The sequence below is a fragment of the Aliarcobacter vitoriensis genome, assembly GCF_048320235.1.
Lineage (GTDB): Bacteria > Campylobacterota > Campylobacteria > Campylobacterales > Arcobacteraceae > Aliarcobacter > Aliarcobacter vitoriensis.
The window spans coordinates 1,776,181-1,797,925 of the sequence record NZ_CP182882.1 but is presented as its reverse complement, the minus strand read 5'-3'; the positions used below and the strand labels follow the sequence as shown (position 1 = coordinate 1,797,925).

General features: G+C 28.2%; 19 protein-coding genes. 14 read left to right on the top strand and 5 right to left on the bottom strand.

From position 1 onward, the window contains the following. Position 1: 1 nt before the first annotated feature. Together ACNSOS_RS08930 and ACNSOS_RS08925 are read right to left on the bottom strand one after the other, a co-directional pair. A complete protein-coding gene (locus tag ACNSOS_RS08930; RefSeq protein WP_113894324.1) occupies positions 2-547 on the bottom strand; it encodes a TRAP transporter small permease in 546 nt (181 codons plus the stop codon). A 13-nt stretch (positions 548-560) separates the two neighbouring features. Beyond that, positions 561-1,553 carry a DctP family TRAP transporter solute-binding subunit gene (locus ACNSOS_RS08925; RefSeq protein WP_418185020.1) on the bottom strand — a complete coding sequence of 331 codons (993 nt, stop codon included), beginning with the start codon at positions 1,551-1,553 and terminating at the stop codon, positions 561-563. Positions 1,554-1,831: 278 nt separating this feature from the next. Here ACNSOS_RS08925 and napA point away from each other — a divergent pair, with 278 nt between their 5' ends. From napA to ACNSOS_RS08860, 13 genes are all read left to right on the top strand, one after another. After that, positions 1,832-4,642 (top strand): nitrate reductase catalytic subunit NapA, encoded by a 2,811-nt coding sequence (gene napA, locus ACNSOS_RS08920; protein WP_418185019.1) that lies wholly within the window; start codon positions 1,832-1,834, stop codon positions 4,640-4,642. 9 nt (positions 4,643-4,651) lie between these two features. Next, entirely contained in the window at positions 4,652-5,455 is an 804-nt protein-coding gene (napG, locus tag ACNSOS_RS08915; RefSeq protein ID WP_418185018.1) for a ferredoxin-type protein NapG, read from the top strand. Next, positions 5,452-6,255 carry a quinol dehydrogenase ferredoxin subunit NapH gene (napH, locus tag ACNSOS_RS08910; RefSeq protein ID WP_418185017.1) on the top strand — a complete coding sequence of 268 codons (804 nt, stop codon included), beginning with the start codon at positions 5,452-5,454 and terminating at the stop codon, positions 6,253-6,255. Before napG ends, napH begins: the two co-directional genes overlap by 4 nt. Next, positions 6,252-6,854, top strand: a complete 603-nt coding sequence (locus tag ACNSOS_RS08905) for a nitrate reductase cytochrome c-type subunit (protein ID WP_113908675.1) — start codon at positions 6,252-6,254, stop codon at positions 6,852-6,854. Before napH ends, ACNSOS_RS08905 begins: the two co-directional genes overlap by 4 nt. Beyond that, complete coding sequence (locus ACNSOS_RS08900) at positions 6,855-7,328, top strand: ferredoxin-type protein NapF (protein WP_418185016.1); 474 nt, start codon at positions 6,855-6,857, stop codon at positions 7,326-7,328. Further along, positions 7,328-8,284, top strand: a complete 957-nt coding sequence (locus tag ACNSOS_RS08895) for a WD40 repeat domain-containing protein (protein ID WP_418185015.1) — start codon at positions 7,328-7,330, stop codon at positions 8,282-8,284. The genes ACNSOS_RS08900 and ACNSOS_RS08895 overlap by 1 nt, the downstream gene beginning before the upstream one ends. Positions 8,285-8,286: 2 nt before the next feature. Then, on the top strand, positions 8,287-8,673 hold the full coding sequence (locus tag ACNSOS_RS08890) for a chaperone NapD (protein WP_113894316.1): 387 nt from the start codon (positions 8,287-8,289) through the stop codon (positions 8,671-8,673). A gap of 1 nt (position 8,674) precedes the next feature. Continuing rightward, complete coding sequence (locus ACNSOS_RS08885) at positions 8,675-9,118, top strand: PAS domain-containing protein (protein ID WP_418185014.1); 444 nt, start codon at positions 8,675-8,677, stop codon at positions 9,116-9,118. A gap of 179 nt (positions 9,119-9,297) precedes the next feature. Continuing rightward, positions 9,298-9,831, top strand: coding sequence for a cytochrome c nitrite reductase small subunit (nrfH, locus tag ACNSOS_RS08880; protein WP_113894314.1), 534 nt, complete (start codon positions 9,298-9,300; stop codon positions 9,829-9,831). A gap of 20 nt (positions 9,832-9,851) precedes the next feature. Then, positions 9,852-11,345 carry an ammonia-forming cytochrome c nitrite reductase gene (gene nrfA / locus ACNSOS_RS08875; RefSeq protein ID WP_418185013.1) on the top strand — a complete coding sequence of 498 codons (1,494 nt, stop codon included), beginning with the start codon at positions 9,852-9,854 and terminating at the stop codon, positions 11,343-11,345. A 47-nt stretch (positions 11,346-11,392) separates the two neighbouring features. Beyond that, complete coding sequence (gene ccsA, locus ACNSOS_RS08870) at positions 11,393-14,497, top strand: cytochrome c biogenesis protein CcsA (protein WP_418185012.1); 3,105 nt, start codon at positions 11,393-11,395, stop codon at positions 14,495-14,497. A gap of 61 nt (positions 14,498-14,558) precedes the next feature. Then, positions 14,559-16,175 carry an EAL domain-containing protein gene (locus ACNSOS_RS08865; protein ID WP_418185011.1) on the top strand — a complete coding sequence of 539 codons (1,617 nt, stop codon included), beginning with the start codon at positions 14,559-14,561 and terminating at the stop codon, positions 16,173-16,175. Position 16,176: 1 nt separating this feature from the next. Beyond that, positions 16,177-16,569: a hypothetical protein gene (locus tag ACNSOS_RS08860; RefSeq protein WP_418185010.1), complete on the top strand. Its 393-nt coding sequence runs from the start codon at positions 16,177-16,179 to the stop codon at positions 16,567-16,569. Positions 16,570-16,896: 327 nt separating this feature from the next. Here ACNSOS_RS08860 and serS read toward each other — a convergent pair whose 3' ends face one another. The 3 genes from serS to ACNSOS_RS08845 are packed head-to-tail and all read right to left on the bottom strand — an operon-like array spanning position 16,897 to position 19,564. Beyond that, entirely contained in the window at positions 16,897-18,138 is a 1,242-nt protein-coding gene (gene serS, locus ACNSOS_RS08855; protein WP_418185009.1) for a serine--tRNA ligase, read from the bottom strand. Positions 18,139-18,192: 54 nt separating this feature from the next. After that, positions 18,193-19,254, bottom strand: coding sequence for a cation diffusion facilitator family transporter (locus tag ACNSOS_RS08850; protein WP_418185008.1), 1,062 nt, complete (start codon positions 19,252-19,254; stop codon positions 18,193-18,195). A gap of 10 nt (positions 19,255-19,264) precedes the next feature. Next, on the bottom strand, positions 19,265-19,564 hold the full coding sequence (locus ACNSOS_RS08845) for a metal/formaldehyde-sensitive transcriptional repressor (protein ID WP_113894307.1): 300 nt from the start codon (positions 19,562-19,564) through the stop codon (positions 19,265-19,267). A 163-nt stretch (positions 19,565-19,727) separates the two neighbouring features. On the opposite strand from ACNSOS_RS08845, the gene ACNSOS_RS08840 reads away from it, so the two are divergent. Then, a complete protein-coding gene (locus ACNSOS_RS08840) occupies positions 19,728-21,728 on the top strand; it encodes a TonB-dependent receptor domain-containing protein (protein ID WP_418185007.1) in 2,001 nt (666 codons plus the stop codon). Positions 21,729-21,745: the final 17 nt, after the last annotated feature.

The following is a 21,745-nucleotide window of genomic DNA, read 5'->3' as shown; positions in this document are numbered from 1 at the left end:
ATTATTTTTCTCCTTTTATTTCATCAACAATATGTTCATGTTCACTAAACACTTTTATATCTTTTGAATCAGTTTTAAGTAATTCAACTAATTTTTCAAAAACTCTATAAGCTGCAAGTAAAAATGCAATAGGAATAACTAGTTGTGGTATCCACATAGGAACTTGTAAATCAACGCTTATTTCTCCAAAATCCATTAACATTAAAATTAATTGATAACCTAAATAAGAGATTAAAAGAAGATAAGCTATAGACAATAAGTTTGCTAAAACTAAAAAAGTTTTTGTCATAATAGGAGATAATTTTGCTATTAACAGTGTAATAGAAATGTGAGCTCCCTGTCTAAATCCATAAGCAGCACCAAAAAGAGCTGACCAAATAAATAACCATTGTGTAAGTTCTCCAGCCCATGGTAAACTAGCTCCAAAGGCATATCTTAGTATAACATTAACGAAGGCCAATAAGACTCCCAAAACCATACCGTAAACGGCTATGGTTTGGTTTATCGTACCAACTATAACATCCATGATTTTAAAAAATTTATCCATTGTTCTTCTTTAATTATTTTGTTTCAATAGCTTTTTTGATTAAGTCTTCACCGATTACATTATAAAATTTTGGATAAACTTCTTCCATAACTTTTCTCCAGTTTGCAACTTGCTCAGGTGTTAGCTCATATATCTCAAGTCTTTTTGACTCATCAGCATATTTTTTTAATTCAGTCATAATTTTTGCATCATCTTCTTCAGTCGCTTTTCTTTCAAACTCTGTTGCTTCTTTCATAGCTTGAGATACTTTTTCTTGTAAATCTTTTGGTAATTTATCCCAGAATTTTTGATTCATAACAACTAAATATCCTAAATATCCATGATTACTTAAAGTAACACTAGATTGAACTTCATGGAATTTTTTTGTCCAAAGATTTGATAATGGATTTTCTGTTGCATCAACAACACCTTGTTGAAGTGCTGAATAAACTTCAGAGAATGGTAAAATTTGTGGACTTCCACCAATAGCTTTAATTTGCTCTTCTAAAACTTTTGAAGATTGAATTCTAAATTTTTGACCTTTAGCATCTTCAGGATTTAGAATTGCGTGTTTAGAACTTGAGAAGTGTTTAAATCCAGCATCCCAATAATCAAATGCTTTCATCTGTTTCTTAGCATCAACAAATGATTTAAGTTTTGCTCCAACTTCTCCATCCATAACTTTATATAAATGTTCTTTATCTCTAAATAAAAATGGTAAATCGAAAAGTTGAATTTGAGGTACTATAGATGGGAATTTAGATAAGCTTGGCATAATTAATTGAACATTATTCATAGCCAAAGCTTTCATCTCATCAGCATCACCATATAATTGTGAGTTAGGGAAAACTTGAACATCAATCTTTCCACCAGTTAATTCTTCAATTCTTTTTTCTAAAAAATTAGCTGCCATACCTTTTGGAGTATTGTCACTTACAACGTGACTAATCTTCATAACATAATCAGCTGCGAAACTCGAAGTTGCTAGCATTGCTGCTGCAATCGTTCCTAAAACTACTTTTTTCATAAGGGGCTCCTTAAAATTTTGGTTAAGAATGGATTATATTTAAAAGTTATGTAACTATTATGTATTAAAATTGAAATTATTGAATTTATTTTAAGCTATATTTAATTTTGCTTAAATTTATAAACTAATATTTTTATTTTATAAATACTGACAAATTTTATTCCTGAATATTAATTTTTACTTAAATACTTAAAAAGTTTGACATCCGTCAAGAATAAACTTTATGCTTTCAGTTAAGATTACTTTGTTATTAATTTATTTCAAAAAAAGGAGAAAAGATGTCGCTTTCAAGAAGAGATTTTCTAAAAAGTTCAGCAGCAGCAAGTGCAGCAGCAGCGATTGGTATGAATATACCATCAAATGTACAAGCACAAGCAAATACTGCTGAAAGTGGTTGGCGTTGGGATAAAGCAGCTTGTAGATTCTGTGGAACAGGCTGTGGAATTATGCTTGCAACAAAAGAAGGAAAGATTGTTGCAGTAAAAGGAGATCCAGCAGCTCCTGTTAATAGAGGGCTTAACTGTATTAAAGGATATTTCAATGCAAAAATTATGTATGGTGCTGATAGATTAAAGACTCCTTTATTAAGAGTAAATAAAAAAGGTGACTTTGATAAGAAAGGTGATTTTGCTCCTATTTCTTGGCAAAGAGCATTTGATGAGATGGAAAAACACATAAGAGTTGCATTAAAAGAAAAAGGTCCAGAGGGAATTGGTATCTTTGCAAGTGGTCAGCACACAATTATGGAAGGATATGCTGCACTTAAAATGATGAAGGCTGGATTTAGATCAAATGCAATTGATCCAAATGCAAGACACTGTATGGCATCTGCTGTTGTTGGTTTTTACCAAACATTTGGAATAGATGAACCAAGTGGTTGTTATGATGATATTGAACTAACTGATACTGTTGTTTGTTGGGGTTCAAATATGGCAGAAATGCACCCTATTTTATGGTCAAGAGTTACTGATAGAAAATTAAGTAATCCAGATAAAGTAAAAGTTGTAAATATATCTACATATAGACATAGAACATCTGATATTGCTGATTTAGAAATCATATTTACTCCAAATACAGATTTGGCTTTATGGAATTATATAGCTAGAGAGATTGTTTATAATCATCCTGAATCTATTGATTGGGATTTTGTTAAAGAACATATTGTTTTTGCGGCAAGTCCAGTAAACATTGGTTATGGTATGAGAAGAAGTGATGAAAAATCAATCAAAGATGGTAAATACTCAAAAGCTGAAATGGAAATAATAAGCAAAGAGATGGAAAAAACAGTTTCTGAAACTGAAGCTCCAGCACTTGCACCTTATGGATATAAAGCTGGTGATAAAATGACAAATAAAAATACAGGTCTTGCTCACTGGGAAATATCTTTTGAAGAGTATAAAAAATTTCTTGAACCTTATACTCTTGATTATGTTGCAAAAATTTCTAAAGGAAATCCTGATGAAGATATTGAAGAGTTTAAAAATAAACTTCAACAATTAGCAAATTGGTATATTGAACAAGATAGAAAAGTTGTAAGTTTCTGGACTATGGGTATGAACCAACATACACGTGGGACTTGGGTAAATACTTTAGCCTATAATGTTCACTTTTTATTAAATAAACAAGCCAAACCAGGAAGTGGAGCGTTCTCACTTACAGGACAACCAAGTGCTTGTGGAACAGCAAGAGAAGTTGGAACATTTACTCATAGACTTCCAGCAGATATGATGGTTGAAAATCCAAAACATAGAGAGATAACTGAAAAAGCTTGGAATTTACCAAAAGGAACTTTAAATCCAAAAGGTCATCAACATATCATGAAAATTCATAGAGATATTGAAGATGGAAATATAAAATTTGCTTGGGTAAATGTTTGTAATCCATATCAAGATACAGCAAGTGCAACTCACTGGATAAAAGCAGCAAGAGAAATGGATAATTTTATAGTTACAAGTGATGGTTATCCTGGTATTTCAGCAAAAGTTTCTGATTTAATTCTACCATCAGCTATGATTTATGAAAAATGGGGTGGATACGGAAATGCTGAAAGAAGAACACAACTTTGGAGACAACAAGTAGTTCCTGTTGGTGATGCTATGAGTGATACTTGGCAATGGGTTGAACTTTCAAAAAGATTTACAGTTAAAGATTTATGGGGTGAAAAAACACTATTAAGTTCAAAAGGTGAAGTTAAACTTCCAGATATGATTGAAGCTGCTCGTGCTATGGGATATGATGAAAATACAACTATGTATGAGATTTTATTTGCAAATGAAAGAGCAAAATCATATAAAGCAGACAAAAATGACCCTATTCAAGCTGGATTTGATAATACTGAAGCTTTTGGAGACAATAGAAAAGTATTAGGAAGTGATGGGAAACCTTGGGAAGGGTATGGATTCTTTATTCAAAAATATCTATTTGAAGAGTATGCAGACTTTGGAAGAGGACACGCTCACGATTTAGCAGATTTTGATACTTATCACAAGGTAAGAGGACTTAAATGGCCAGTTGTTGATGGGAAAGAGACATCTTGGAGATTTAATACAAAATATGACCCTTATGCAAAAAAAGCAAATCCAAATAGTGATTTTGCATTCTATGGAACTTTGGCAAAAGAGTTAGCTCAAGGTGATTTATTAGGTGTAAAAGATGAAGCTAAAAAATCTTTAAAAAATAAAGCAAAAATCTTTGCTCGTCCTTATATGGATCCACCTGAAATGCCAGATAATGAATATCCAGTTTGGCTAAGTACTGGAAGAGTACTAGAACATTGGCATAGTGGAACTATGACTATGAGAGTTCCTGAACTATATCGTGCAGTTCCAGAAGCACTTTGTTATATGCACCCTGAAGATGCTACAAAATATGGAGTAAAACAAGGTGAACTAGCTTGGGTTGAAAGCCGAAGAGGAAAAGTAAAAGCAAGAGTTGAAACAAGAGGAAGAAATAGACCTTCAAGAGGTTTAGTATATGTTCCTTGGTTTGATGAAAAAGTATTTATCAATAAAGTTTGTTTAGATGCAACTTGTCCACAATCAGGGCAAACAGACTTTAAAAAATGTGCAGTTAAAGTTTACAAAGCATAAAGGTAAATTATGGATATCTTAAATAAACCCAAAGAAGATAGAAGAAAATTTCTTCTTTCTAGTGCTAGAGCCATTGGACTAGCTATTCTTGGGGGTTTAACTTGGAGCGCCTATTTAAGTGAAGTAAAAGCAACTTCTCTAATTTTAAGACCACCAGCAGCCTTAGCCGAAGATGATTTTTTAGCAACCTGTATTAAGTGTGGTTTATGTGTTGAGGCATGTCCTTTTGACACTTTAAAATTGGCAAAACCAGGAGATAATATGCCTTTAGGAACTCCATATTTTGTTCCAAGAGAAATACCTTGTTATATGTGCGTTGATATTCCTTGTGTTCCTATTTGTCCAACAGACGCACTTGATGAAAAACTTGTAAAAAATAGTAAAAATGAGTTTGAAATCAGACAAATGCAAATGGGAGTTGCTATTGTAGATGAGAAATCTTGTGTAGCTTTTTGGGGAATACAATGTGATGCTTGTTATAGAGCCTGTCCACTTTTAGGTGAAGCTATAAATATCGTTTATGAAAAAAATGATAGAACAGGAAAACATGCCTTTTTAAAACCAGTTGTAAATAGTGATATTTGTACAGGTTGTGGACTTTGTGAAAAAGCTTGTATTACTGAAAAACCAGCAATTTTGGTTTTACCAAGAGAAATTGCCTTAGGAAAAGTAGGAGATCACTATATTAAAGGTTGGGATGAAAGTGATGAAAAAAGAGTAAAAAATGCATCTAGTGATACAAATGAAAGAACAATAAATCAAAAAAATGCAATAGACTCTTTAAATAGTGGTATGAAGGATTTATTAGAATGAAAAAATATAGATTTTTAATAGCAAGAAGAGTTACACAAATATCTATTATGCTTCTTTACATTCTAGCAAATGTATATGGAATAAATTTTTTAATGGGTAATTTAAGTTCTTCATTAGTTTTACAAACTATTCCATTAAGTGATCCTTTTGCAGTTTTACAGATGTTCTTTGCAGGTGCAGTTATATCGTTTGATATTTTATTAGGTGCGATAATAATATCTGTTTTTTATCTTTTTATTGGAGGAAGAGCATTTTGTTCTTGGGTTTGCCCAGTCAATATTATAACTGATAGTGCAAATTTTTTGCGAAGAAAATTAAACTTAAACCAAATAGAAAAAAAACAACCAGCTTCAAGAAATATTAGATATTGGGTGATAGGAATAAGTTTTATAATATCTTATTTTATGGGAGTTGCAGCTTTTGAACTAATATCACCTGTATCAATGGTACATAGAGGTCTTATTTTTGGTTTAGGCTTTGGTTTTGCAACAATTCTTGTAATATTTTTATTTGATTTGTTTGTTTTGAAAAATGGTTGGTGTGGACATATTTGCCCACTTGGTGGATTTTATTCATTAATTGGAAGATTTAGTCTAATAAGAGTCCATCATAACCACAATAATTGTACTGCTTGTATGAAGTGTAAAGTTGTTTGCCCTGAAAATCAGGTTTTACATATGATTACAAAATCGAGTGAAGCAATTCTTCAAGAGTGCACAAATTGTGGTAGATGTGTTGAAGTGTGTGATGATGATGCACTTAATTTTGAATTACGAAATTATATAAAGGATAAAAAATGAATTTATCAAAATTAACTTTAAGTATTCTTACTTTCTCATCTATTTTGGTAGTATCTATGAATGCTGCAAATAGTATCAAAGATGATTCTTTGGGATTAAGACATGAAAGTTTGTTAAAAGAGGATAAAGTTACAGGGGATGAAACAAAATATGGTACAGATCCAGCTGGAACAAGTACAAAATTTAAAAGAGCTTTTGAGAATGCTCCACCAATGATTCCTCATGATACAGAAGGATTACTTCCAATTACAATAGATAATAATATGTGCACATCTTGTCACGATCCATTGGTAGCTGAAAGTATGGGAGCAACTCCTATTCCAAAATCTCACTTTACAAATTTTAGAGAATATGTTGCTTTAAATAAAGATGGACAGTTAGAAAGAGATGGAAAAGTTGTAGGTAACAGTAGTGATTTAAAAACTATTAAAAAACCACTTGATATGTTAGCAAATGCTAGATTTAATTGTTCAGCTTGTCATGCTCCACAATCCAATAGTGCAAATATTCCAAAAAACAATTTTACTCCTGATTTTAGAAGTAGTGATTTAAATGATAAATCAAACCTTTTAGATGTAATAACTGAAGGTGTTAAATAGATGAAAAGAAGAGAGCTTTTTAGCTCTCTTGCTAAACCTTTTAGGCAAAAGCAAGAAAGCATAATTCGTCCACCATATTTTAAAGATGAAAATCTTTTTTTTACAAACTGTACAAAATGTATTGAGAAACCTTGTAGTACAGTTTGCGAAGAAAATATTATTCTTATTCAAGAAGATTTAACACCTAAAATAGATTTTACAAACTCTGGATGTACTTATTGTGATTTGTGTGCAGAAGCCTGTAAAAATGGTGTCTTAAACTTGGAAGAAAAAAAACATATAAATGCTAGAATACAAATAGATACACAATCTTGTCTTGCTTGGAATCAAACAATGTGTTTTTCTTGTAAAGATCCTTGTTTAGATGATGCTATAAATTTTTTAGCAATGTTTAAACCAACTATAAATGATAACTGTACAAGTTGCGGATTTTGTATAAAAGTTTGTCCAACAAATGCTATAAAGGTACTTTAATGTTAAAAATTATATTTTTTACTCTATTTTGTTTAGTTTTAAATGCAAAAGAAATAAGTCCAGAGTTTTCTTTAAAAACTTCTGGAGCTGTTACAGATTTTATAGTAGAAGATAACATTTTGTATGTTGCAACAACAGCTAGCAGTATTGATATATTTTCTTTAGAAGAAAAAGAAAAAATAAACTCTATAAAAGTACCTAAAATGAAAGATTTTTTAGGTGATATAATAGATGCAAAAATATTTAGTGTAGATAAAATCAATAATAAAATTTTAATATTATCTCAAGGTGAAAAGGGTGGACGAAATATTTTTATATATGAAGATAATAAACTACAAAATATCATAAATGCGAAAGATAGATTATTCATTGCCCAAGCAAAATTTTTAGATGAAAACCACATAATATACACTCTTTTATCAAATCAAATTTTTATATATGATATAAAAAATTCTAAGATTATAAATGAAATTCAAGTTTCACAATCTTCATTTTCTCATTTTGTATTAAGTGATGATAAAAAAACAATTTTAGTCACAGATGAAAGTGGAGTAATAAACCAATATGATACAAAAAATTTAAAAAGACTTAAAACTTTTAAAGGACAAAATGTAGATAGAGTTTTTCAAGTAGATATAAAAAAAGATACGATTTTAGCCTCAGGTCAAGATAGAAGAGTAGCTATTTATTTTACAAATGGGAAAGCATCTTTTTATAAATCTTTTGATTTTTTAGTTTATGCTGGTGCTTTAAGTCCATCATCAAATCTTGCTTGTGTTTCAAATGATGAAAATAATAATGCTTTAGTATTTGATATAAATACAAATGAAAATAAATATATACTTACACAAAATAAAGCTATTTTAACAAAAATTCTATTTTTAGATGAGGACAATATAGCTATCTCAAGTGATGATAAAAGTATAAACTTTTACAATCTCAAAATAAAGGAATAAAAATGAATATCTCAAGTATTGTAGTGCAAACTTTGCCAAAAAATTTGGAAAATGTAATAGAGAGTTTAAAAAAGTCTGGAATATGCGACTATCATATGCATGATGAAATAGGAAGAGTTATAGTAACTATTGAAGGTAAAAATGTTGAAGAGGAGCTAAAAAAACTAAAAGTTATTGAAGCAATACCAAATGTAATTAGTGCTGATATGCAAATGAGTTATAGTGAAGAAGAGTTAAGTTCTCATTTGGAAGTTTTAGAAAACTCTGATGCCGTTCCAAAAGTTTTAAATGACAAAGATATTAAAGTTGAAGATATAGTCTATCATGGTGATTTAAAAAGAAAAGATTTAATAGGCTTTGCAAAAGAATTTGATAATACAGGAAAATAAAATGGAATTTTTATCTGGAAATTTTTTAATTGAAACCATAGTTCCAAAAGATGAACTTATAGTATCAAGAACTGATTTAAAAGGAATTATAACTTATGCAAATGAAACATTTGCAAAGATATCAGGATATAACTCAGATGAACTTATTGGAAAATCACACAATATTGTAAGACATCCAGATATGCCAAAATCCGTTTTTAAAAATATGTGGAATGATTTACACACAAAAGGAAGATGGAGTGGTATTGTAAAAAATCTTAGAAAAGATGAAGGATTTTATTGGGTTTATGCAGAGGTTTCTCAAGTATTTAGAAATGACAAATTGGTTGAATATAAATCAATAAGAAGTCCAATATCTTTTCAAGACAAGAAAAATTATCAACTATTATATGATGAACTAAGAGAAAGGAACAATGAAGTAAAAAGAATCATATCTTATAAATAATTATTTTATAGCCTAATTAAGCTAATTCCAAATAGACTTTTCAATATTAAAGTTTATTATTAAAATAGTAAACTTTACTTTACCATAATTTCTACAATACCGATAAAAACGACTCAATTAAGATTAACAAAAGGTTAATAACTATATACTTCTTTATATCTATTAGATAAGGATATACGATGGAAAAAAATAGAAAAATAATTTTCTATGGAGCAATTTTAAGCGTTATAATTGCTGCTGGATTATTTATTTACACGATGTATGCTTCTTCAATGTTGTCATATCTTTCTAGTGATCCCAAAGCCTGTATAAACTGCCATGTTATGCATTCAGCCTATACAACATGGGATAATAGTTCACATAAAAATGTGGCTAAATGTGTTGATTGTCATCTTCCTGTTGGAGATGAAATCGCTAAGTACACAGCAAAAGCAATTGATGGATGGAATCACTCAGTAGCTTTTACTTTAAATACTTATAAAAACAACATTAGAATAAGTGAAAATGCTGCAGAACGTGTACAAGCAAACTGTATTAGATGCCACAGTAGTGTGAGTGAAACTGTACAAAAAAATGCAAGTTTTTATCACAACAATAGCAATTTTGACAATAGTAGGAAATGTTGGGATTGCCATAAATATGTTCCTCATGGTAAAGTTAGAAGTTTAACTTCAACTCCATATAATTTGGGAATAAAAGAACACTTAAAGTAATTAAGTAGGAGGAGAAAATTATGAGAAGATATAAGTTTTTATTTGCAATTTCTATTATTGCAATAGGTTTAATGTCGGTATTACTGGCTTCAATAAATGAAAAAAAAGCAGAAAAAGAACAACTTTTAGCTGTACCTCAAATTGAAAAAAAATGGGAAACAAAAAGTGAAGAGTTTAGAAAACATTATCCAAGAGAAACTGATTCATGGAAACAAACAAAAAACTCTGATAACATTGATGATATGCTAAAAGCACATCCTGAAATGGTTGTATTGTGGGCTGGTTATCCTTTTTCAAAGGATTATAATGCTCCAAGAGGTCACTTTTATGCAATTGATGATGTAAGCAATACATTAAGAACTGCTGCACCAGTAGATAAAGAAAGTGGTCCACTTCCTAGTGCTTGTTGGACATGTAAATCTCCAGATGTTCCAAGAATAATGGATGAACAAGGAAATTCTGAATATTTTACAGGTAAATGGGCAAAATATGGTGCTGATATAGTAAATCCTGTTGGCTGTTTAGATTGTCATAATCCTAAAACTATGGAGCTTGAAATTGGGAGAAGTTACCTAAATGATGCTTTAAAAGCAGAAGGTAAAAGTCCTACATTTGAAAATGCAACGCAACAAGATATGAGAACTTTAGTTTGTGCACAATGTCACGTTGAATACTATTTTAAAAAGACTCCTTTAGAAAATGGTAAAGTAGCAATGGCTGTAACATTACCTTGGGCATATGGAACAACAGTTGAAGATATGGAAAAATATTATGATAATATAGAATTTAGTGATTGGGTACATCAAATTTCTAAAACTCCTATGTTAAAAGCTCAACACCCTGAATATGAAACTTGGAAAACAGGAGCTCATGGAAGAAATAATGTATCTTGTGCAGATTGTCATATGCCATATACTCAAGAAGGTGGTATAAAATATACTGATCACAAAATTGGGAATCCTTTGGAAAATATGGATAAAACTTGTATGAATTGTCATAGAGTTAGTGAAAAATCTTTATTAGCAAATATTCAAGATAAAAAAATCAGAAAAGATGACTTAAACCAAAGAGCTTTAGAACAATTAGTTGCAGCTCATTTAGAAGCTGGTAAAGCTTGGGAACTAGGAGCTACACAAGAAGAAATGAAAGATATTTTAACTGATATTAGACATGCTCAATGGAGATGGGATTTTTCTGCAGCTTCGCATTCAGCATTTTTTCATGCACCAGAAGAGACTCTTAAAACTCTAGGAACAGCTTTAGATAAAGTAGCAAATGCTAGAATAAAACTAGCTAAAATATTGGCAAAATATGGGGCTAGTGATTATATTGCACCAGTTATAACTGATAAAAAACAAGCTCAAGAGCTTATTGGTTTACCAATGGAAAAACTAATTGAAGAGAAAAAAGAATTTACAAATGGTTTACTTCAAGAGTGGAAAAAAGAAGCTGAAGAAAAAGGGCTTTTTAATCCAAAAAGTAGAGAAGGTGTAGAAACTAAAACTTCATATTAAAAATTAAGAGAAGAAATATCTTCTCTTAATTTATTTAAAGAGTACAAATGACTAATTTTTTTAAAAATCTTTTTGCTATGCCTGTTATGATAATTTTTTTAATATTTATGGCTTTAGCTTGTGCTGTTGCCACATTTATAGAGAATGATTTTGGAGTTCTTGGTGCAAAATCATTTGTTTATGGACAAACTTGGTTTGAACTTATAATGATTATTTTAACAATTGGAATAGCATTTAATATAATTCTTTTCAGAATGTACAAAAAGAATAAATTTTTTATTTTTTTAATTCATATCTCAATAATTTTTATTTTTATAGGTTCAGCAATGACTAGATATCTTGGCTATGAAGCTGTAATGACAATAGATGAAGGAACTATGGAGAATAAAGTTTATTCAACAGATGAATATATACAAATAAAAATTAATGATGAAGACTATTTTGAGGAAATAGTTATGATGACTCCTTTAAATCAAACAAAATTTGAATATAAAACATATATAAATAACAAACCTTTACAGATAAAATATAATGATTTTATACACAATTCAATAGAAAAATTAGCTCCCCATGAAGATGGAAAAATTATAATGGATATTTTAATATCCGAAGTTATGGGAACAAAAAATATAATTTTAGAAGATAAACAAAAAATTGATACTACATTTTTAAACTTTACACTTAATAGCAAAGATAAAAATCAAACAAAACCAACTGTAAATTTTGAAACAATAAATAATAAGTTCTTTTTAACTGCAAATATCCCAATAACAATAATATCAAATGATGTAAAAAATCAAATCTCTATAAATGCAAATACTCAAACACAAATTGAAAAAAATACAATTTATATGATTGGGCAAACACAGTTTAAAATATATGACGCTTTAATAAATGGAAAAATGCAAGTTATAAACAATAGTGAACTCTTACAACAAGATACTCAAATAAGTGCTGTCATTGTGGACTTAAAATTTGATGATAAAATATCTCAAATTCCACTTTATAAAAAATCAAATTCATCAAATGGAATACCACAAATATTAATTCTTGAAGATAAGAAAATTGAACTTCAATGGGGAGCAAAAGAAATAACATTACCTTTTTCTATTTTATTAAATGATTTTGTACTTGAAAGATATCCAGGTTCAAACTCACCTTCAACATATTCAAGTTTTGTAAAAATCTATGATAAAGAAGAAAATAACTCTTTTGAATACACTATTTTTATGAATAATGTTTTAGATTATAAAGGGTATAGATTTTTTCAATCTTCATACAAAATGGATGAATCAGCAACAATCCTTTCAGTAAATAAAGACCCAGGAAAAATCCCAACTTATATTGGATATTTTTTACTTTTCTTTGGTCTAATATTAACTTTATTTGTAAAAAATAGTAGATTTTCAAAACTTATCAATAAAAAATATAGTTTAGAAGATATAAAAAAATCTTACTATTTGAAAAAAAATTTAAGTTTATTAATACTTTGTTTGTTTATTTTTTTACCACAAAAGAGTTTTACTCAAGATTTAGAAAAAATTTATAATATAGACAAAACTCATAGCCAAAATCTAGCTTCACTTTTGGTTCAAGATTATCAAGGAAGGATAAAACCACTTAACTCTTTAGCAATAGAAATTTTAAATAAAACTACAAAAAAAAGTTTAATTGAAAACTTAGATGAAAATCAATTTTTTATTAGTATGATGATGTATCCTGAAATATGGCGAACAATCCCAATTTTTAAAGTAAAAGATGACAATATAAAAAAGATTTTAGAACTTTCTTTAGATAAATCTTATTTTTCTTTTGATGATGTTTATGATAAATATGGTGGTTATAAGTTAGCTAATGAACTTGAGATTAGTAACAATAAAAGTAGTTCAAATAGAACAACTTATGATAAAGAACTAATAAAAATAGATGAAGCTCTAAATATCACTTATTCATTATTTAATGGTGATTTTTTCAAAGTTTTTCCTCTAAAAAATGATTTGAATAATAAATGGTTAAATATAAGTGAAGCAAACTCTTATGAAAATGCGCAATCAGTTGAAATAAATACTTTAATAAAAAACTACTATTTTTCACTTTTGGAAAATAACTGGGAAAAGGCAACTAATTATCTTGATGAAATAAAATCTTACCAATATAATCTGGCTTCAAATATCATTCCAAATAAGATTAAGATTCAAGCAGAACTTCTTTTAAATAAATTTGATATTTTTGAAAGATTAATGCCTTTTTATTTAGTTTTAGGAATTATTCTTTTATTTATTGTTTTTATAAATATCATAAATCCAAATCTAAAAGTAGAAAAAATCACAAAATTAACTTTCTATCTTTTAATTCTTGCTTTTATTTTTCATACTTTTGGATTGGCTTTAAGATGGTATATTGCAGGACATGCCCCTTGGACAAATGGTTATGAATCTATGATTTATATCTCTTGGGCTATTACAATATCAGGAATATTTTTTTCTAAACAATCTCATTTAGCACTTAGTTGTACAGCTATTTTAAGTGGAATTACACTTTTTGTTGCTCATTTAAGTTGGTTAGAACCACAAATTACAACTTTAGCCCCAGTTTTGAAATCATATTGGCTAACTATTCATGTAAGTGTAATTACTGCTAGTTATGGATTTTTAGCTCTTAGTTGTCTTCTTGGCTTTTTTTCTTTAATTTTATATATTTTTGCAAACCCTAAAAATGAAAATGAAAGATTTTTTAGAATACTTCTTAGTATAAAAGAGGCTTCAAAAATAAATGAAATCTCTATTTTAATTGGTATTATACTTTTAGTTATTGGTAACTTTTTAGGAGGAATTTGGGCAAATGAATCTTGGGGAAGATACTGGGCTTGGGACCCAAAAGAGACATGGACTTTAATCTCAATTATAATTTATGTGATAATTATCCATTTAAAATATATAAAAAATGTAATTAATGATTATATTTTAAGTTTATTATCTGTTATTAGTTATTTTAGCATCATTATGACATATTTTGGAGTAAATTATTTTTTAAGTGGAAAGCACTCTTATGCAGCAGGAGAAGCTATACATATACCGAATTTTATATACTTTCTACTAATAATTATAATATTAACTATATTACTTTCATTTAAAAATAGGAAAATCTTATAAGTTTTCTATTTGTTTGATTTGTTATAATATATTCTTATTTTTTAACACAAGGTAAAACTATATGAATAACATAAAATCAAAAACCCTTTTAAAATTAATATCAAAACACTCTCCTGATATGCTATGGGTAAAAGATTTAGAAGGAAAGTATCTATATGCAAATAGTGCTATATGTACTGGTTTACTTATGGCAACAGAGGATGAAGTCTTAGGAAATACCGATATCTTCTTTGCTACACGAGAGCGAGAAAAACATAAAGACAATAAAGAATGGCACACTTTTGGGGAATTGTGTAAAAATACAGATGAAGAAACTATCAAAGTTATGAAACCATCTAGGTTTTTGGAGTATGGGAATATAAAAGGCAAAATGACTTATCTTCAAGTTGATAAAGCTCCTTTTTTTAATAAAAACAATGAATTAGTTGGAATTATAGGCACAGCTAGAGATATTACAGAAGAAACTATTCTAAAAGAAAAAAATAATCATCTTATGTATTTTGATCAACTCACATCTTTGCCAAATAGACAAAAAATTATTATAGATATTTTGGAAAAAAATCCAACTTCTTGTATTATTTTTAATATCGATGATTTTAAAGAAGTAAATGATTTTTTTGGTACACAAAATGCTGATCAAATTTTAAAAGATGTAGCACAAAGATTTATAGACTATAAATACGATACATATAGAATAGATGGAGATGAATTTGCAGTACTATTTTTTGATGATAAATCACTAGAAAATTTAAAAAAAGAGGCACAAAATATATTAAATTTACTAGATGAAAAACCTTTTTATATAGAAGACAAAGAGATTTTAATAGGCTTTTCAGTTGGAATTGCAAAGAGCAATGATAATCTTTTAACAAAAGCTGATATTGCAGTAAATAATGCGAAAACTTCAGATAATCATATTTGTATTTATGACGAAAACCACAATATTGAAGAGAAATATAAAGAAAATATAGAATTAGCAGCTGAAATAAAAGATGCAATTTTAGAAAATAGAATAGTATGTTACTATCAACCTTTATTAAATATAGAAAACGGCGAAATATATTCTTATGAATCATTAGTTAGAATGATAGATAAAAAAGGAAATCTTATCTCTCCACTAAAATTCTTAAAATTTTCTAAAAAAATTAGACTTTATTCAAGTATTACAAAAAAAGTTGTAGAAGAAGCTTGTAAAACTTTTCAAGATAGAGATGAAAATTTTTCAATTAACCTTAGTATTGATGATATAAAAGATTCACAAACAGTTGATTTTATATTAAAAACAATTAAAAAAACAAAAACTGCACCAAAAGTTACTTTTGAGATTTTAGAATCAGAAGGAATTGAAAATTATAACGAGGTAATAACATTTATTAATAAAATAAAAAAATTAGGTGCAAGAATTGCTATAGATGACTTTGGAACTGGCTATTCAAACTTTGAACATATTCTAAGATTAGATGTTGATTATATAAAAATTGATGGTTCTTTAATAAAAAACATAGTAGAAGATGATAAACATAGATTGATAGTAGAAACTATAGTTAGCTTTGCTAAAAGAATTGGTATTAAAACAGTTGCAGAGTTTGTTTCTGATGATGAAATCCTTAAAACAATTAAAAATATTGGGATTACTTGTGCACAAGGTTTCCATATAGGTAAACCAGAATCATTCTAATATGAAAAAATATATCTTTGCTTTATTATTTGTTGTAAGTTCTGTTTTTGCATCAAATGAAATTCAAAAAGCTTTTCTTGTAGCATTATTTACAAATAATGGCAAAGGTGAAAATGTACAACATAAAATTACTACAACCATAAGTTATGTAAACAAAGGTGAAATAATCTCAAAAGTTGCTATTATAGGGAACTACAATAAGAATACAAAAGTTATAGTAAAACTAGCAGGAATCGAAGGTAAATTGCTAGATGAATTAACACTTTATAATGATATAAATAAGAAAGTTTTTGGAACAGAATTAACTTTTAAGCACAATAATATACCGAAAAAAGGATATTTTGAAGTTTTTGTTGATGGGAAGTTATATGATACAAAAGTTTTTGTAAAATAAGATTTACCAAATTCTTAAATTTTCTTAGAAAAGTAGCATTAAAATAGCAAAGTTTAAGTTTAGAAGTTGTAAGATTTCATTGATCAAGAGGTTTTATCTATAACTTATCTCTCCTTAGTTAAAAATGTAGCAATTTTGGTAAAACCTCTTTCAAAGGTCGTTCTGTTAAATATTAGGTTTATGTATAGTTTTAATATTTTTTTAAAACCTGATAAAAGGAAGATAGCTCTCCTGTCTTCCTTCCCCCACCACATAGTTATTTTTAGTTTTAAAGTTTTATGATTTATTTGGATATTTTTTTAGCTATTGAGATTTTATCTCAATAGTTTATTTCATATATGGTTTTAATACTTCTGGAATGTTTACGCTTCCATCTTCATTTTGGTAATTTTCCATAATAGCTAATAATGTTCGTCCAACAGCTAAACTTGAACCATTTAAAGTATGAGCTAAAATATTTTTTTTATCTTCTTTATATCTTATTTTTGCACGTCTAGCTTGAAAACCTCTTGTATTTGAAATAGATGAAATTTCTCTAAATTTATTTTGTCCAGGAAGCCAAACTTCTAAATCAATAGTAACTGCTGCACTAAATCCTAAATCTCCACTACAAAGTTGTACTTTTTGGTGACAAAGTCCTAAAGAAGTTAATAAATCACTTGCACACTGTACCATTCTTTCAAAAATCTCATTTGATTGTTCTTGTGAAGTGATTGCAACCATTTCAACTTTATCAAACTGATGTTGTCTAATAAATCCTCTCGTATCTCGCCCTGCACTTCCTGCTTCTTTTCTAAAACAAGGAGTGTATGAAGTAAGTAAAAGTGGTAACTCACTTTTATCAATAATCTCATCATTATATAAATTTGTAAGACTAACTTCAGCAGTTGGGATTAAATATAAATCTTCGCCTTCAATTTTAAATAAATCATCAGCAAATTTTGGAAGTTGTCCTGTTCCTTGAAGTGTATTTGAATTTGCCATAAATGGAACATACCACTCATTAAAGCCTCTTTGTCTATTAAAATCCAGCATATAATTTATCAAAGCTCGCTCTAATCTAGCCCCATCACCTTTAATAGCAGTAAATCTTGATTTTGCTAGTTTTACACCTCTTTGAAAATCTAGCCAATCACAATCTAAATCCCAATGCTCTTTTGGTTCAAAAGTGAAATTTGGTTTATTTCCAATAACTTCTAAAATAACATTTTCATCTTCATCAACTCCAAAAGGAACATCTTCATCAGGAAGATTTGGTACTCCTAAAATGATTGAGTTTAGTTCTTCTTCTAAAATTCTTACCTCATCTTCAAGGCTTTGTTTTGTAGTTTTTAAGCCATTTATTTTTTCTTGAAGTTCACTAATATCAAGATTTTCTTTTTTATATCTTCCAAACTCTTTTGATAAAATATTTTGTTCAGCTGTAACTTCTTCCATAGCTTGTCTTTTATCTTTTGTTTTTTGTGCTAATGCTTTTAAACTATTTAAAAGTTCATCATCAACACCTTTTTTTTTCAAAGATGTTACTACATAATCAAAATCTTTTTGAAGTAATTTTATATCTATCATATTAACTCTTTATTTAAATTTTGGGCGATTATATCAAAGTTTAACAAAAAAAAGCTACCATTCAAACTGAAAAGTTGTATGAACTATTTTAAATTTTTCTTTTAAATTATGATTTATTTTATTCAATATATCTTCATAGTTATCCAAATCTTTTTTATCTATTTTTACATGAGCTGTCATATTGTACATATCTTGAGTTATTTCCCAAATATGAATATCATGAAGTTCCAGCACCTTTTCATTTTTTTCAATATATTCTTGAACTTCTTTTATATCAACTGGTGAACTCTCAAGTAGTGTATTTACAGAAACTTTTAAAATATCAATAGCCCATTTTAAAATTACAATAGAGACTAATAAAGCTAAAAGAACATCTACAAAATACCAAGAAGTATAATAAATAACAATATAACCTATAATAATTGCAACAGAAGATAAAGCATCGCTTAGCATATGCACAAATGCTGATTTTAGATTGATATTATTCTTATCACCTTGCATCAAGATAATTCCAGTAACAATATTTACAACAAGCCCTATTATTGCAACTAACATAGCAGTTTTTATATCTATTGTTTGAGGTTCAATGAATCTCTCATAAGCTTCATAAACAATCCATATTATTGATAAAATAATAGTAATTCCATTTATAAAAGCAGCTATTACTTCAACTCTGTAATATCCAAATGTTTTAGAAATTGGTGCAACTTTACTTGCTAAAATTATCGCAATAAGTGAAACAATCAAAGCAAAAGAGTGTGTAAACATATGAATTGCATCTGAAATAAGTGCCAATGAGTTTGATAAAAATCCATAAAAAAACTCTAAAAACATTGTAATAAGTGTAATTCCTAAAGCCCACTTTAAAACTTTTTTATCAGTTCCTCTATGGTCATGTGTATGACTTCCTATTCCATGGTCATGACCACAATTAGTATGTGCATGAGAATGACTATCTTGCTCTTTTTTTGCACTAAAAATAAACTTTTGTTCCAAGTTTTGTTTTGAATTAGTATTTGCTAAATTGTGTTTATGTTCATCATCATGGTGATGATGGTCAGATTCTTTACCTAAAAATGGTTTATGATCATTTAAACCAAATTTACAACTTGCCATTTTTTATCCTTTATTTTCCATATACTTTAATAATTTCAAGTAAATTATCAATTTGTGCTTCTGCATCAGCAGAATTACCATTTTTAATATTTTCTATCATATGACCTTTTGCAAAATGTTCAATATATGAGTTTATCATACCATTTACAGCACCTTTAATTGCAGTTAATTGTCTAATTATTTCATAAGGATCATCTTCCAACTTTAAATTTTCATCATTAAATCTATTTTTCAATGAATGAACTTGACCGTGAATTCTATTTATTCTATTTTGAAGTTTCTTTCGTTCTACATCACAACAATATGCCATTTTTTCTCCTATTTAATCTATAATATATCATAGGGGGGTATAGTATAATATTAAAACTTAAACAAATATTATTTCTTTATTCTTAAGATGCAACTAAGTTGCATAATAATATTATTCACATTTGCAACCTAGTTGCATTATTTTATCTTATAGAAGGAAAATTATGAAAACAAATAAACATAGAAAAATCATCTCTTTATCTTATGCTATATTACCTTGCATATTATTTGGACAAACAACTGTTCTTGAAGAGATTAAAGTACAGGAGAATAAAGAAATAAAAACAAATTCTATTGATATAAATTTAGCAAAAGCTGAACAAAATCAAGCAAATTCTTTTTTTGATTTATTCGAAAACAACTCTTCAACTAACACTGGTGGTGGTGCTAAAAATGCACAAAGAATTTATATAAGAGGTTTAGAAAGTTCAAACTTTAATATATCTTTAGATGGAGCAAAACAAGGTAAAAATATGTTCCAACATAGAGGAAATGAACTTGGTGTTAATCCAGATTTATTAAAAGTTGTAAATATTAAAACATCTCCTGATGCCTCAAAAGGTGGAGCATTAGGAGGGAGCATAAATATGACTACAAAAGATGCTCAAGATTTTGTAAAAGGTGATAAAAATTATGGAGCCATTTTTAAAGTAGGATATAACACAAATGCCGAACAAAAACTCGGAAATGCAACTGCATATTCAGTTTTTAATGAACATTTAGGAGCTTATATAACTATCGGTGGAGTAAATAGTGAAAATTATGAAAATGGAGCGAGAGATAAAGTTTTAGCAACTGGATATAAAGATAGAGATTATTTATTTAAATTAAGTTTATTAGATGTAAAAGATAATAATTTAAGAGCAACTATTAGCCAAAATGAAAATAATGGAATCTATCAGTGGGGACAAGCAGGAAGTGATGTTGGAGTTCATACTGATCCAACACTACTTGAAAAAATCATAATGACAACAACAAACTACTCTTTAAATCACAACTATAATCCAAATAATTTAATAAATTTAGAAACAAATTTAAATTTTAGTGAAGTAAAAATTGATAGAGAAACAAATCATAAAGAATACAAAAATGATACTTTTGGGTTAAAAATTCAAAATCACTTTGATTTTGACATAGCAAAATCTAAAAACAGAGTTTCTGTTGGTGCAGAACTTCAAAAAGAAGATGGAAAAGGAAGTTTTGATCCACATAATTTAGATAAAGCAATTACAAAATATTCTCCTGTAAAATCAGACAATCAAGCTTTATTTATACAAAATAGAACTTCAATTGGGTCTTTAGGTATTGATTATGGATTAAGATTTGATGATTATGAATTTGAAACTGGATTTGGAAAAGCTAGTGATGATACTTTTTCTCCAAATATTGGACTTGATTATGAAATAACTTCTAACTCTTTAATATATGCAAATTATGGGCAAAGTAGTAGAATGAATGGGATTATTCCTTTTACTTGGATGACTCAAATCAAAAAAGATACAAAATACTCATCAAAACTTGATGCTGAAAAATCTAAAAGATATGAAGTTGGATATAAATATGATAAAAATAGTCTTTTATTATCTAATGATTATTTAGTTTTTAATGCAAATTTATTTAAAACTGAAATTAAAGATTTAATAATTGCAAAAGCTACAAATGGTGGAAGTGGAGAAGGAGGAAGAACTTTAGTTGATATTTTTAATAGTTCTAGTGAATTTGAATCTAAAGGTTATGAATTAAAACTATCTTATTCTTATGATATTTTTTCTACAAGTTTAGGATATACAAAAATCAAAACAAATACTATAAATGATGATTCAGGTTTAGTTGCAGGAGTTGATGAATCAATTACTTTAAGAAGAGTTGGAGCTTACGATAGTGAAAATTTTATTTGGAATATTGGAATTGAACCTATAAATAATATAATACTAGATTATACTTTAAATGCTGTTTCTGGAATAAATGACCCTGTAATAAGAAGTGGTTATACAACTCATAATATCAATGCAAAATATCAAGTCTTAAATAATTTAACACTTTTTGCTACTATAAATAACCTAACAAATAAAGATTATGGAAAACATACAACACTTGATAGAATGGGTGAATATAGACATGAAATGGGAAGAGATTATAGATTTGCTTTAAAATATGAATTTTAAATATAAATATCTCGTAT